The sequence below is a fragment of the Duganella sp. SG902 genome (assembly GCF_013376005.1).
GTDB lineage: Bacteria > Pseudomonadota > Gammaproteobacteria > Burkholderiales > Burkholderiaceae_D > Rugamonas.
The window spans coordinates 1-13,499 of sequence record NZ_JABMJK010000024.1 but is presented as its reverse complement, the minus strand read 5'-3'; the positions used below and the strand labels follow the sequence as shown (position 1 = coordinate 13,499).

Genomic DNA, 13,499 nt, shown 5'->3' with positions numbered 1-13,499 from the left:
CATTCCCGCGCAGGCGGGAATCCATGCTGAGTGTCCCGGCACGCGGCCTATGGATTCCCGTCTTCGCGGGAATGACGCTTTTGCGGTAATCTTGTCTTTTTGCCTCACACCTGCAATACTTTATACTTTGGCACCAACGTTTTCATGAAATATACGAGTTCGACTACCGAGGTTCCAGACGCACCCGCCGTGCCGCGCCACGTGGCGATCATCATGGACGGCAATGGCCGCTGGGCCACCAAGCGCTTCCTGCCGCGCGTGGGCGGACACGTCAAGGGCGTGGAGGCCGTGCGCGCCGTGGTCGAAGCCTGCGCCCGCCGCGGCGTGGAATACCTGACCCTGTTCGCCTTCAGCTCGGAAAACTGGCGCCGCCCGGAAGAGGAGGTGTCGCTGCTGATGCGCCTGTTCGTGACGGCGCTGGAGCGCGAAGTGTCCAAACTGCACGCCAACAACATCCGCCTCAAGGTGGTGGGCGACCTGAGCCGCTTTGACGACAAGCTGCAAGGCATGATCGCCGCCGCCGAGCGCAAGACCGCCGCCAACACCCGCATGACCGTCACCATCTGCGCCAACTACGGCGGCCGCTGGGACGTGATGCAGGCGGTCGGCCAGATGGTCAAGGCCCACCCGGGCGTCACCGATTTCACCGAGGAGCAGCTGGCGCCGCACCTGGCCATGGCCTACGCGCCCGAGCCCGACCTGTTCATCCGCACCGGCGGCGAGCAGCGCATCTCCAACTTCCTGCTGTGGCAGCTGGCTTATACCGAACTCTACTTCACCGACACCTACTGGCCGGACTTTTCCGCCGAGTGTCTCGACGAGGCCATCGCCTCCTACCAGCACCGGGAACGGCGATTCGGCCGCACCGGCGCGCAACTGGCCGAAAAGACAAACTGATGCTGAAAACGAGGATTATTACCGCTGTGGTCTTGCTGGCGGTGCTGCTGCCGGTCCTGTTCTTCAACTATTTCCCCGCGTTCGCCCTGGTGGTGACGCTGTTTGTCGGCGCCGCCGTGTGGGAGGGCGCCCGCCTGTTCGGCCTGGCCGAGGGCAAGGCACGCGTGGCCGGCCTCGCCGGCGGCCTGCTGTTCGTCGGCCTGATGTATTCGGCCAAGCCGGGCTCGGTCAACGCGCTGTACGGCGTGGCCGCGCTGCTGTGGATCATCCGCTACGCGCCGACCCTGGGCCTGGGCCTGCCGCAGATGGCCGGCGCGGCCAACTGGTCGCTGGCGATCACCTTCACCTTCGCCGTGTTCGCGGCCTTCTTCGCCATCGTCGGGCTGTACCTGCATTCGCCGCTGTACCTGCTGTCGGTGATGGCGCTGGTGTGGATCGCCGACATCGGCGCCTACTTCTCCGGCAAGGCCTTCGGCAAGCGCAAGCTGGCGCCCACCATTTCCCCGGGCAAGTCGTGGGAGGGCGCGATCGGCGGCGCCATCGCCGTGCTGGCGATCGCCGCCATCTCGGTGCTGCTGGCCGACGGCGCCGCGCCATGGCTGCAAGACACCTTCGCCTACAAGCTGCACGCCCGCTTCGGCTGGGGCCTGACCCTGCTGATCCTGCTGGTGATCGTGATGTTCTCCGTCATCGGCGACCTGTTTGAATCCGCGCTCAAGCGCCGCGCCGGCATCAAGGACAGCAGCAACCTGCTGCCCGGCCACGGCGGCGTGCTGGACCGCGTGGACGCCCTGATCCCGGTGCTGCCGATGGCGGCCCTGGTCACGTCCTGGATCTGAAAGACTCATCATGCAAGGTATTACCGTTTTAGGCGCCACCGGTTCGATCGGCGTCTCCACGCTGGACGTGGTGGCGCGCCATCCCGGGCGCTACAGCGTCTACGCCCTGTCGGCGCACAGCCGCGTCGAGGAGCTGGCCGCGCAGTGCGTGCAGTTCCGCCCGGCCCGCGCCGTGGTCGGCAGCGCCGCCGCCGCCGACCGCCTGGCCGCGCTGCTGCGCGCGGCCGGCGTCAAGACCGAGGTGGAGTGGGGCGAGCAGGCCCTGTGCAGCATCGCCAGCGCGCCGGAAGTCGACAGCGTGATGGCCGCCATCGTCGGCGCGGCCGGCCTGGCGCCGACCCTGGCCGCCGCCCGCGCCGGCAAGAAGGTCCTGCTGGCCAACAAGGAGGCGCTGGTCATGTCCGGCCAGCTGTTCATGGACGCCGTGCACGAATCGGGCGCCGTGCTGCTGCCCATCGACAGCGAACACAACGCCATCTTCCAGTCCATGCCGCAGTTTGGCGGCAAGGTGCCGGCGGTGCGCGACGCCGCGGCCGGTGTCGCCAAAATCCTGCTGACCGCGTCGGGCGGTCCGTTCCTGACGCGCGACGTCGCCACGCTGGACGCGGTGACGCCGGAGCAGGCCTGCAAGCATCCGAACTGGTCCATGGGCCGCAAGATCTCGGTCGATTCGGCCACCATGATGAACAAGGGCCTGGAAGTGATCGAGGCGCACTGGCTGTTCGGCGCGCCGGCCGACCAGATCGAGGTGGTGATCCACCCGCAGTCGGTGATCCATTCGATGGTGTCCTACGTCGACGGCTCGGTGCTGGCGCAGCTGGGCAACCCGGACATGCGCACGCCGATCGCCCACGCGCTGGCCTACCCGGAGCGCATCGCCTCCGGCGTGGCGCAGCTGGACCTGACCCGCATCGCCACCCTGCAATTCGAGCGGCCCGACTTCAACCGCTTCCCATGCCTCAAGCTGGCGTTCGAGGCGCTGCGCGCCGGCGGCACCGCGCCGGCCCTGCTGAACGCGGCCAACGAGGTGGCGGTGCAAGCCTTCCTCGACCTGAGGATCGGCTTCCGCCAGATCGACCGCGTGATCGGCCACGTGGTGGACACGCTGCCGCACGGCGCCGCCCACAGCATCGAGGCGGTGATGGCGCAGGACGCGGCCGCCCGCGCCGCCGCCGAAACCCATATCGCCGGACTGGCAAAATGAACTTCCTGCAAACCGTGCTGGCGTTCATCGTCTGCCTCGGCTCCCTGATCGTGTTCCACGAGCTGGGCCATTATCTGGTGGCGCGCTGGTGCGGGGTCAAGGTGCTGCGCTTCTCGGTGGGCATGGGCAAGGTGGTGTGGTCGCGCCGTTTCGGCCCGGACCAGACCGAGTGGGCCATCTCGGCGCTGCCGCTGGGCGGCTACGTCAAGATGCTGGACGCGCGCGAAGGCGACCTCGGCGGCTTGCCGCCCGAGGACCTCGCGCGCGAGTTCACGCGCCAGAACGTGTGGAAGCGCATCGCCATCGTGGCCGCCGGCCCGCTGGCCAACTTCCTGATCGCCATCGTGCTGTTCGCCGGCCTGTACATGCACGGCATCGAGGAGCCCAGCAGCAAGATCAGCGTGACCGCCGGCGGCAAGGCCGCGCAGGCCGGGCTGCAAGGCGGCGACGTGATCGCCGCCATCAACGAGCAACCGGTGCAGGTCTGGTCCGAGCTGCGCTGGCAGTTCATCCAGGCCGCCATCGACAAGCGCGACCTGCGCCTGGCGGTGGAGCGCGCGGGACAGGGCCGCCTGGCCGCCACATTGCCGGCCTCGGCGCTGGCCGGCCTCGATCTGGAAGGCGACGTGCCGGGCCAGCTGGGCGTCGGCGTCGCGCGGCCGGCGCCGGTGGTGCAGCAAGTCATGCCGGGCAGCCCGGCCGAGCGCGCCGGCCTGCAGCCGGGCGACCTGCTGAAGTCCGTCGACGGCGTGGCGGTGGCGGACGGCATCGCCTTCATCGACATCATCCGCGGCGCCGCCGGCAAGACCGTGCAGGTGCAGCTCGAGCGCGCCAGCCAGCCGCTCACCATCAGCATGGTGCCGCAGGCCGAGCAGGCAAAAAGCGGCAAAGGAACTGTAACAGTCGGTAAGATCGGCGCTTACGTCGCGCTGGCGCCGGATATGATCAGCGTGCCATCGTCGCCGCTGGCGGCGCTCGGCAAGGCGGTGGCCAAGGTCTGGGACACTTGTACGATGACGCTGAAGATGATCGGCAAGATGATCACCGGCGAGGCCTCGCTCAAGAACGTCACCGGCCCGATCACGATCGCCGATTACGCCGGCCAGACCGCGCGGATGGGCGCGGCGAGCTATTTGAGCTTTATCGCCTTCATCAGCATTAGTCTGGGGGTAATGAATTTGCTGCCGATTCCCGTTCTAGACGGGGGGCATTTGCTGTATTATTCGCTGGAAGTTTTAACTGGGCGTTCTGTGCCGGAACGCGTAGGCGAAATTGCTCAGCGCCTGGGCATGGGTTTGTTGCTGACCCTGATGCTGCTGGCGGTGTTTAACGACGTCGCCCGGTTGTTGTAGCCGTTCCCGTTGATTTAGCCATTGAACCCGATGAAATTATATTCTGACCGTATTACTTCAACTTCCTTGCGCCGCAGCCTGATCGGCGCCGCTGTCCTGGCACTGTGCAGCGGCAGCGCCATGGCGATCGATCCATTCGTCATCAAAGATATCCGCGTCGAAGGGATCCAGCGTACGGAAGCCGGTACGGTCTTCAGCTATCTGCCGGTGCGCGTCGGCGAGACCTTCAACGACGACAAATCGGTCACCGCCATCAAGGCCCTGTACGCCACCGGCTTCTTCAAGGACGTGCGGCTGGAAAAGGATGGCCAGGTGCTGGTGGTGCTGGTCGAGGAACGCCCGGCCATCGCCAAGGTGGAGTTCACCGGCACCAAGGAATTCGAGAAGGATACGCTGGTCAAGGCGCTGAAGGACATCGGCGTGGGCGAGACCAAGATTTTCGACAAGGCCTCGGTCGACCGCGCCGAGCAGGAGCTGAAGCGCCAGTACCTGTCGCACGGCCTGTACGGCGTGAAGGTGGTCACCACCGTCACCCCGATCGAGCGCAACCGCGTCAACATCACCTTCGCGGTGGACGAGGGCGACGTCGCCAAGATCAAGGAAATCAACATCGTCGGCAACAAGGTGTTCAGCGACAAGGAGCTGAAGGACCAGCTGGCGCTCAACACCGGCGGCTGGTTCAGCTGGTACACCAAGGCCAACCAGTACTCCAAGACCAAGCTGACCGGCGACATCGAGTCGCTCAAGTCCTACTACCTGAACCGCGGCTACATCGAGATGAACATCGAGTCGACCCAGGTGTCGATCACGCCGGACAAGAAGGACATCTACATCACCATCAACATCACCGAGGGTGAGAAGTACAACGTCAAGGACATCAAGTTCGAGGGCGAGACCTTCGGCCGCGAGGACGAGCTGCGCACGCTGGTGCTGCTGAAGAAGGGCGAGGTCTATTCCGGCGAGCGCCTGACCGCCACCAACAAGCTGATCTCGGACCGCCTGGGCACCTTCGGCTACGCCTTCGCCAACGTCAACGCCAACCCGGACATCGATCGCGAGAAGCGCGAGGTGTCGTTCACCTTCTTCATCGATCCGGGCAAGCGCGCCTACGTGCGCCACATGAACATCGCCGGCAACACCACCACCCGCGACGAGGTGATCCGCCGCGAGTTCCGCCAGTTCGAGTCGAGCTGGTACGACGCCAACAAGATCAAGCTGTCGCGCGACCGCGTCGACCGCCTCGGCTACTTCAAGGACGTGACCATCGACACGCCGGAGGCGCAGGGCACCTCCGACCAGGTGGACGTCAACCTGACCGTGACCGAGAAGCCGACCGGCAACTTCCAGATCGGCGGCGCGTTCTCGCAGTCGGAGAAGTTCTCGTTCCAGGCGGCGGTGCAGCAGGCCAACTTCGCCGGTTCGGGCACCACCGTGGGCCTGGAGTTGAACACCTCCAAGTACAGCCGCACGATTTCGTTCTCGCAGACCGACCCTTACTACACCGACGACGGCGTCTCGCGCGGCTACGAACTGTACCTGCGCACCACCAAGCCGCCGGCGGTCAACATCGGTTACTACACCATCAAGCAGCAGGGCGGCCGCATCAGCTATGGCGTGCCGTTCTCGGAAGTGGACACGGTGTTCTTCGGCATCGGCCTGGAAAGCTCGAAGATCACCACCGACGCCACCTCGCCGATCCGCTTCCAGGAATACGTCAACACCATCAACGGCACCACCACCGGCGTCGGCACCGCCTCCACCAAGGCCGTGCCGTTGACGGCGGCGTGGGCGCGCGACAGCCGCGACTCGGCGCTGACGCCGACCGTGGGCCGCTACCAGCGCGCCAACCTGGAGCTGGACATCATCGGCGAGCAGAAATACTACCGCGCGGTGTACGAGCACCAGTGGTACAAGCCGCTGTACCAGAAGGTCACGCTGGCCCTGAAGGGCGAGATCGACTACGGCCGCGGCCTGGGCAACAGCAGCTACCCGGTGTTCAAGAACTTCTACGGCGGCGGCATCGGTTCGGTGCGCGGCTACTACAGCTCCTCGCTGGGCGCGGTCGACACCCGCTACGGCGACGCGCTGGGCGGCGCCTCGCGCCTGATCGGCAACGCCGAGCTGCAGCTGCCGTTCCCGGGTTCCGGCCAGGACCGCAGCCTGCGCTGGTTCGGCTTCATCGACGGCGGCCAGGTGTACCAGGAAGGCGAGAAGATGCGCCTGTCGCAGCTGCGCTATTCGAGCGGCTTGGGGATCAGCTGGATTTCCCCGGTCGGTCCGCTGAAACTGAGTTATGCTAAGCCGTTGAACGCCAAGACCGGCGACCGCCTGGAACGTTTCCAGTTCCAGATGGGCAGCGGTTTCTGATGATTTTTGGCACTAATCTTTACCTCGGAGAAATAAGTTGAAGACTGCATCCGCAACCATGACCAAATATCTCGCCGGGCTTGCATTGGGCTGGTTTGCGTTGGCGCCGGTGCAGGCGCAGACCTCGGCTTCGCGCATCGCGTGGATCAGCCCTGAGCGCATCTATAACGAGTCCAAGCTGGCCAAGCTGGCCGAAGAGAAGCTCAAGGAGGAATTCAAGTCGCGCGAGAAAGCCATGAACGACATGGCCGGCCGCCTCAAGGCCGCCTCGGAAAAGCTGGACAAGGACGCGCCCTCGCTGAGCGAGGCCGACCGCGTCAAGCGCCAGCGCGACGTGTTCGAGCTGGACAAGGAATACCAGCGCCGCCAGCGCGAGTTCCGCGAGGACCTGAGCCAGCGCACCAACGAGGAGCGCCAGGCGATCTCGGAGAAAGCCACCAAGATCATCAAGCAGCTGGCCAGCGTGGAAGGGTTCGACATCGTGCTGCAGGACGCCGTGTGGGCCAGCAACCGCATCGACATCACCGACAAGGTACTGTCGGCGCTGGACAAAGACAAATAAACACAGATTGGATCACCCGATGGGCACTCGACTAGGAGCATTGGTCGAACGCTTGGGCGGACAGCTGGTGGGGGACGCGAACCTGGAGGTAAGCGGGATCGCGCCACTGGCTGACGCCGGCGTTTCGCACATCAGCTTTCTCAGCAACAGCAAGCTGCGCGCGCAGGCGCTGCAGAGCAAGGCGGCGGCGCTGATCGTGTCGGCCGCCGACGACGCGTTCATCGCGGCCGGCTACGGCGGCGCGCGCATCGTCGTGCCGAATCCCTACGTCTACTTCGCCCGCGCGGCGCAGTACTTCGAATCGCTGACGGCCATCGTGCCGGCGGCCGGCGTGCACCCGACGGCGGTGGTGGCGGACAGCGCGCAGGTCGCGCCCTCGGCCCACATCGGCCCGCGGGTGGTGATCGAGGACGGCGCCGTGATCGGGGAGGGCGCGGTGATCGGCGCCGGCTGCTTCATCGGCCGCGAGGCGCTGATCGGCGCCGGGACCAGGTTCTTCGCCAACGTCACCTTCCACGCCTACTGCCAGATCGGCCAGCGCGGCATCATCCACTCCGGCGCGGTGATCGGCACCGACGGCTTCGGCTTCGCCAACGAGGGCGGCGTCTACATCAAGATTCCGCAGACCGGCCGGGTGTTGATCGGCGACGACGTCGACATCGGTGCCAACACCACCATCGACCGTGGCGCGCTGGCCGATACGATAATCGAAGACGGCGTGAAGCTCGACAACCAGATCCAGATCGGCCATAACTGCCACATCGGCGCGCACACGGCCATGGCCGGCTGCGTCGGCGTGGCCGGCAGCGCCAAGATCGGCAAGTATTGCACCTTCGGCGGCGCCGCCATGGTGCTGGGCCACCTGACCATCGTCGACAAGGTGCACGTGGGCTCGGGCAGCATGGTGTCGCGCTCGATCCTGGAGCCGGGGCAGTACACCGGCTTCTACCCGCTGGCCAAGAACGCCGACTGGGAAAAGTCGGCCGTCATCGTGCGCAACCTGTCGGCCATGCGCGATAAGATCCGCGCGCTGGAAAAAATCATCAAGACTCAATCAGAAAATAACGAATCATGACCACTACCGAAACCTCCAAAACCATGGATATCTGCGAGATCAAATCCTACCTGCCGCACCGCTACCCGCTGCTGCTGGTGGACCGCGTGATCTCGTACGAAGAGGGCAAGTCCATCACCGCCATCAAGAACGTGACCGTGAACGAGGAATTCTTCAACGGCCACTTCCCGCACAAGCCGGTCATGCCGGGCGTGCTGATGATCGAGGCGATGGCGCAGACCGCCGCGCTGCTGTCGTTCAAGACCATGAACCTCAAGCCGGACGAGAACTCGGTGGTGTACTTCGTCGGCATCGACAACGCGCGCTTCAAGCGTCCGGTCGGTCCCGGCGACCAGCTGAAAATGGACGTCGAGATCCTGCGCAACGCGCGCGGCATCTGGAAATACAAGGCGGTCGGCTCGGTCGACGGCCAGGTGGCGGTCGAGGCGGAACTGATGTGCACCATCCGTAGCGCCACCGACGCTTCGCAGCCTGCGGGTTAAGCATCATGGCAAAGATACACGCCACCGCCATCGTTGACAGCAAGGCCGAGCTGCACGAGAGCGTCGAGATCGGCCCGTACTCGGTCATCGGCCCGAACGTGACCATCGGCTCCGGCACGGTGGTGGGGCCGCACGTGGTGATCGAAGGCCACACGACCATCGGCAGCGACAACAAGTTCTTCCAGTTCTCGTCGATCGGCGCCGCGCCGCAGGACAAGAAGTGGAAGGGCGAGCCGACCCGCCTGACCATCGGCGACCGCAACACCATCCGCGAATTCTGCACCTTCAACACCGGCACGGTGCAGGACAAGGGCGTGACCTCGCTCGGCAACGACAACTGGATCTCGGCCTACGTCCACCTGGCGCACGACTGCCAGGTCGGCAGCAACACCATCTTCTCGAACAACGCGCAGATCGCGGGCCACGTGGAGATCGGCGACTGGGTCATCATGAGCGGCTTCGCCAACGTGCACCAGTTCTGCAAGATCGGCGCGCACGCGTTTGTCGGCATGAGCACCTCGCTGACCCAGGACGTGCCGCCGTTCGTGCTGCTGAACGGGAATCCGGCGGCGGCGCACGGCGTCAACATCGAAGGCCTGAAACGCCGCGGCTTCACGCGCGAGCAGATCAACGGCATCCGTGCGGCCTACAAGATCATTTACCGCTCGGGCCTGACGCTGGAAGAAGCCAAGGCGGCGCTGATCGCCGAGGAGGCGGCGGTGCCGGCCGACGTGGCGCAGCACATGCGCGCCATGCGCGAGTTCCTCGATACGGCGACCCGTGGCATCGTCCGATAAAACGCAGGCGGGACGCGGTCCCGCCATCGCCCTCGTGGCAGGCGAGCCGTCCGGCGACATGCTGGCGGCTCGTTTGCTTTCGGGCCTGCGTCCGCACCTGCCCGACGCTTACTTCCACGGCATCGGCGGTCCGGCGATGATGGAGCAGGGCTTTGAGTCGCACTGGCCCATGGACCAGCTGACCGTGCGCGGCCTGGTGCCGGTGCTGATGCGCTACCGCGAACTGAAAGGCATCCAGAACCAGCTGCGCGACCGTCTGCTGGCCGAGCGTCCGGCCGCCTTCATCGGCGCCGACTACCCGGGCTTCAACCTCGGGCTGGAAGAGCAACTGAAGGCGGCCGGCATCCCGACCGTGCACTACATCGGGCCGCAGATCTGGGCCTGGCGTGGTGGCCGCATCAAGAAAATCCAGCGCGCCGTGTCGCACATGCTGGTGGTGTTCCCGTTCGAGGAAGAGATCTACAAGAAAGCTGGCGTGCCGGTCAGCTACGTCGGCCATCCGCTGGCCGAGCTGATACCGATGACGCCGGACGTGGGCGCCGCGCGGCGCGCGCTGGGCATGCCGGAAGACGCCAACGTGGTCACCATCATGCCGGGCAGCCGCATGTCGGAGATCAAGTACAACAGCGTGGCCTTCATGCAGGCGGCCAGGCTGCTGAAGGCGCGCGACCGCACGCTGCGTTTCGTCGCGCCGATGGCGGGCGAGCGCCAGAAGCAGTACTTCCTGCAGCTGGTGGCGCAGGCGGGCCTGCAGGACATCGAGATCCAGCTGCTGGACGGTCAGTCGCACACCGCGATCGCGGCCGCCGACGCCGTGCTGGTGGCCTCCGGCACCGCCTCGCTGGAAGTGGCGCTGTTCAAGAAGCCGATGGTGATCGCCTACCGGATGATGGAACTGGAATGGCAGATCCTGCGCCACTTCGGCTACCAGCCGTGGATCGGCTTGCCGAACATCCTGGCGCGCGAATTCCTGGTGCCGGAGCTGCTGCAGCACGCGGCCAATCCGGAAGCGCTGGCGGAAGCCATGTGGAAGCAGCTGAGCGATGCGCCGCACCGTCTGCGGCTGGCGCAGCGCTTCACCGACATGCATCACAGCCTGCTGCGCAACAGCGCGGTGGAGAGCGCGGCCGCCGTGCTGCGCGTTATTGAAGGACGAAAGTGAAGAACCAAAATCTCGGCCTGTTCGACGACCTGCCGGAATCGCCGGACGAAATCATCTGCGGCGTGGACGAAGCGGGCCGCGGGCCGCTGGCCGGCCCGGTGTTCGCGGCCGCCGTCATCCTCGACCCCGCGCGTCCCATCGAGGGCCTGCGCGACTCGAAAAAACTCAACGAGGCAAAACGCGACATGCTGGCGCCGCTGATCAAGGCGCAAGCGCTGGCGTGGGCCATCGCGCAGGCGTCGGAAGAGGAAATCGACAAACACAACATCCTGCAGGCGTCCATGCTGGCCATGCGGCGCGCGGTAGAAGCGCTGAGCACCGTGCCGACGCTGGCCCTGATCGACGGCAACCGCTGCCCCGTGATGAAAATCCAGAGCATCGCCATCGTTGGTGGCGACGACAAGGTGGAAGCCATCTCCGCCGCCTCCATCCTGGCCAAGACCGCGCGCGACGCCGCGCTGGTGGCGCTGCACGCGCAATATCCGCAATACTGCTTCGACCAGCACAAAGGCTATGGCACCGCGCTGCATCTGGAGCGTCTGCGCGAACATGGCGCCTCGCCGGTGCATCGCCGCTCGTTCGCGCCGGTGCGTGAAGTGATCGAAGTGTTCTCGCTGCGTGCCGGAGGCCTGGCATGAAGACCATCAGCTCGCGCGACAACGCGCAATACAAGGAACTGGTCAAGCTGGCCGGCAGCCAGCAGGCGCGCCGCAAGGCCGGCCGCACGCTGCTGGACGGCGTGCACCTGTGCCAGTCCTACCTGCAGCTGCGCGGCCTGCCGGAACAGTGCGTGGTCAGCGAAGGCGCGCTGCACAATCCTGAAGTGATGGACATCATCGGCCAGCTGGAAGCGCGGCGCGGCCACGTGCTGGCCTTGCCGGATGCGCTGTACAACGCGGTCAGCCAGGTCGAACACGGCGTCGGCGTGATGTTCCTGATCGCCACGCCGGAGCGCGCGGTGACTGAGGCGCTGAGCGTCTCGGCGGTGCTGCTGGACGGCGTGCAGGACCCGGGCAACGTCGGCTCCATCCTGCGCAGCGCGGCGGCGGCCGGCATCAAGCAGGTGTATTGCAGCGCCGGATCGGCGTTCTGCTGGTCGCCCAAGGTGCTGCGCGCGGCCATGGGCGCGCACTTCGTGCTCGACATCTTTGAAAACGTCGACCTGGCGGAACTGGTGCGCAATGCGCGCGTGCCCACGCTGGCCACCAGCGGCTACGCGGCGCAGCGGCTGTACGACATCGATCTGCGCCAGCCGGTGGCCTGGATCTTCGGCCATGAAGGGCAGGGCGTGGCGGACGACCTGCTGTCGCTGGCCACGCACAAGGTGGTGATACCGCACCTGGGGCAGGTGGAGTCGCTCAACGTGGCGGCGTGCGCGGCGGTTTGCTTTTTCGAGCAAGTAAGGCAGAATCAGACGTAAGCAAGATTCAAGCACAAACGTGGAGCCGTCATGGATATCGCGCAGTTGCACTTTCTGGTAGCCGAAGGGGATCAGGTACAACGCCACGCGCTGGCCGACATCCTGGTGCACGTCGGCGTCGGACGGATCACGCAGGCGCCGGACGGCCACACCGCGCTGCGCCACTTCAGCGCCGGCATCACGCCGGCGGTGGACATCGCCATCATCGACCTGGCGCTGCCGGGCATGGATGCATTGGAGCTGATACGCCGCCTGGGCGAGATGCGCTGCAAGGCCGGCGTGATTGTGGTGGGCGCGCAAAGCAACGCCGTGCTGTTCTCGGTGGAGACGATGGCGCTGGCGTATGGCGTCAACGTGCTGGGCGCGATCGGCAAGCCGGTGATCGGCGGCCGCCTGATGGCGCTCGTGAACAACCACCTGCAACCCGCCGAGCCGCATGGCGCGGGCGAGGCGGGACAAGCCATGTCGTTCGCCGAAGTGGGGCAGGGCTTGCAGAACCGCGAATTCGATCCCTTCTTCCAGCCCAAGATCGAGCTGGAGACCGGTCAGGTAAAAGGACTGGAAATGTTCGCGCGCTGGCGCCATCCCCTGCGCGGGGTGCTGGGGCCGGCGGCCTTCATGCCGGCGCTGGAAGCGGCGCAGCGGGTCGACTTCCTCGACTGGACCATGATCGAGAAATCGGTGGCGGCCTGCCGCAAGCTGCACGACCAGGGCGTGCCGATCTCGGTCTCCGTCAATGTCGACCAAGGCACGCTGGCGCACCCGCAGTTCATGGAGCAGATCGCGGCGTGCCTGGACCGGCACCAGATCATGGCCGACTACCTCACTTTCGAAATGACCGAATCGGCGGTGCTGAGCACCGACCCGCACTTCCTCGAGCGCCTGCTGCGGTTGCGCATGAAAGGCTTCGGGCTGGCGATCGACGACTACGGCACCGGGCGCAGCAACCTGCAACTGCTGGCGCGGATCCCGTTCTCCGAACTGAAGATCGACCGTAGTTTTGTGGACGGCGCGGCCAAGCGGGCCGCCATCGGCACCGTGCTGCGCTCCTGCCTGGGGCTCGCCCGCAGCCTGGACCGGCGCTCGGTGGCGGTGGGCGTCGAGACCAAGCAGGACTGGGACTTCCTGCAAGGGCTGGGCTGCACCTACGCCCAGGGCTACTACATCGCCAAGCCGATGCCGGTGGAAGACTTCCCGGCCTGGCTGGCCGACTGGCAACATTTTTTCTAAAATCCGGGGGCAGCCAAGTTAAGAGCCGTCATTCCCGCGCAGGCGCACTGCTGTCCGGAATAATTTTGTTGACATGGTTTCAAAAGAGTGAAGGTTGCAGTTGTGCGAATTC

The 13,499-nt window shown here is 65.6% G+C and carries 13 protein-coding genes; all 13 read left to right on the top strand.

Annotation, left to right across the window (positions count from 1 at the left end; genetic code table 11):
- The first annotated feature begins 144 nt into the window (after positions 1 to 144).
- The 13 genes from uppS to FHW83_RS28730 are packed head-to-tail and all read left to right on the top strand — an operon-like array spanning position 145 to position 13,387.
- Entirely contained in the window at positions 145 to 897 is a 753-nt protein-coding gene (gene uppS, locus FHW83_RS28790; RefSeq protein ID WP_176649796.1) for a polyprenyl diphosphate synthase, read from the top strand.
- A complete protein-coding gene (locus FHW83_RS28785) occupies positions 897 to 1,736 on the top strand; it encodes a phosphatidate cytidylyltransferase (RefSeq protein WP_176649795.1) in 840 nt (279 codons plus the stop codon). Before uppS ends, FHW83_RS28785 begins: the two co-directional genes overlap by 1 nt.
- A gap of 10 nt (positions 1,737 to 1,746) precedes the next feature.
- Positions 1,747 to 2,940, top strand: coding sequence for a 1-deoxy-D-xylulose-5-phosphate reductoisomerase (ispC, locus tag FHW83_RS28780; protein ID WP_176649794.1), 1,194 nt, complete (start codon positions 1,747 to 1,749; stop codon positions 2,938 to 2,940).
- Positions 2,937 to 4,292 carry an RIP metalloprotease RseP gene (rseP, locus tag FHW83_RS28775; RefSeq protein ID WP_176649793.1) on the top strand — a complete coding sequence of 452 codons (1,356 nt, stop codon included), beginning with the start codon at positions 2,937 to 2,939 and terminating at the stop codon, positions 4,290 to 4,292. The genes ispC and rseP overlap by 4 nt, the downstream gene beginning before the upstream one ends.
- Before the next feature lie 30 nt (positions 4,293 to 4,322).
- Entirely contained in the window at positions 4,323 to 6,659 is a 2,337-nt protein-coding gene (gene bamA / locus FHW83_RS28770) for an outer membrane protein assembly factor BamA (protein ID WP_176649792.1), read from the top strand.
- Between the two features lie 58 nt (positions 6,660 to 6,717).
- Complete coding sequence (locus FHW83_RS28765; RefSeq protein ID WP_176649791.1) at positions 6,718 to 7,221, top strand: OmpH family outer membrane protein; 504 nt, start codon at positions 6,718 to 6,720, stop codon at positions 7,219 to 7,221.
- 19 nt (positions 7,222 to 7,240) lie between these two features.
- Positions 7,241 to 8,296 (top strand): UDP-3-O-(3-hydroxymyristoyl)glucosamine N-acyltransferase, encoded by a 1,056-nt coding sequence (lpxD, locus tag FHW83_RS28760; protein WP_176649790.1) that lies wholly within the window; start codon positions 7,241 to 7,243, stop codon positions 8,294 to 8,296.
- The gene (gene fabZ, locus FHW83_RS28755) at positions 8,293 to 8,778 is read left to right on the top strand and encodes a 3-hydroxyacyl-ACP dehydratase FabZ (RefSeq protein ID WP_176649789.1); all 486 of its coding nucleotides are present in this window, start codon (positions 8,293 to 8,295) and stop codon (positions 8,776 to 8,778) included. The genes lpxD and fabZ overlap by 4 nt, the downstream gene beginning before the upstream one ends.
- A 5-nt stretch (positions 8,779 to 8,783) precedes the next feature.
- Positions 8,784 to 9,575, top strand: a complete 792-nt coding sequence (gene lpxA, locus FHW83_RS28750; RefSeq protein WP_176649788.1) for an acyl-ACP--UDP-N-acetylglucosamine O-acyltransferase — start codon at positions 8,784 to 8,786, stop codon at positions 9,573 to 9,575.
- Entirely contained in the window at positions 9,559 to 10,737 is a 1,179-nt protein-coding gene (gene lpxB / locus FHW83_RS28745) for a lipid-A-disaccharide synthase (RefSeq protein ID WP_373997282.1), read from the top strand. Before lpxA ends, lpxB begins: the two co-directional genes overlap by 17 nt.
- On the top strand, positions 10,734 to 11,375 hold the full coding sequence (gene rnhB / locus FHW83_RS28740; RefSeq protein ID WP_176649787.1) for a ribonuclease HII: 642 nt from the start codon (positions 10,734 to 10,736) through the stop codon (positions 11,373 to 11,375). Before lpxB ends, rnhB begins: the two co-directional genes overlap by 4 nt.
- A complete protein-coding gene (locus tag FHW83_RS28735; RefSeq protein ID WP_176649786.1) occupies positions 11,372 to 12,157 on the top strand; it encodes an RNA methyltransferase in 786 nt (261 codons plus the stop codon). The genes rnhB and FHW83_RS28735 overlap by 4 nt, the downstream gene beginning before the upstream one ends.
- Before the next feature lie 30 nt (positions 12,158 to 12,187).
- Positions 12,188 to 13,387, top strand: a complete 1,200-nt coding sequence (locus FHW83_RS28730) for an EAL domain-containing protein (protein ID WP_176649785.1) — start codon at positions 12,188 to 12,190, stop codon at positions 13,385 to 13,387.
- The last annotated feature ends 112 nt before the right edge of the window (positions 13,388 to 13,499 follow it).

Bases quoted from the DNA above. Each gene is read 5' to 3' on its own strand.
- FHW83_RS28730 (WP_176649785.1), top strand. From the start codon at position 12,188: ATGGATATCGCGCAGTTGCACTTTCTGGTAGCCGAAGGGGATCAGGTA.
- FHW83_RS28735 (WP_176649786.1), top strand. From the start codon at position 11,372: ATGAAGACCATCAGCTCGCGCGACAACGCGCAATACAAGGAACTGGTC.
- lpxD (WP_176649790.1), top strand. From the start codon at position 7,241: ATGGGCACTCGACTAGGAGCATTGGTCGAACGCTTGGGCGGACAGCTG.
- rseP (WP_176649793.1), top strand. From the start codon at position 2,937: ATGAACTTCCTGCAAACCGTGCTGGCGTTCATCGTCTGCCTCGGCTCC.
- fabZ (WP_176649789.1), top strand. From the start codon at position 8,293: ATGACCACTACCGAAACCTCCAAAACCATGGATATCTGCGAGATCAAA.
- ispC (WP_176649794.1), top strand. From the start codon at position 1,747: ATGCAAGGTATTACCGTTTTAGGCGCCACCGGTTCGATCGGCGTCTCC.
- FHW83_RS28765 (WP_176649791.1), top strand. From the start codon at position 6,718: ATGACCAAATATCTCGCCGGGCTTGCATTGGGCTGGTTTGCGTTGGCG.
- lpxA (WP_176649788.1), top strand. From the start codon at position 8,784: ATGGCAAAGATACACGCCACCGCCATCGTTGACAGCAAGGCCGAGCTG.
- uppS (WP_176649796.1), top strand. From the start codon at position 145: ATGAAATATACGAGTTCGACTACCGAGGTTCCAGACGCACCCGCCGTG.
- bamA (WP_176649792.1), top strand. From the start codon at position 4,323: ATGAAATTATATTCTGACCGTATTACTTCAACTTCCTTGCGCCGCAGC.
- FHW83_RS28785 (WP_176649795.1), top strand. From the start codon at position 897: ATGCTGAAAACGAGGATTATTACCGCTGTGGTCTTGCTGGCGGTGCTG.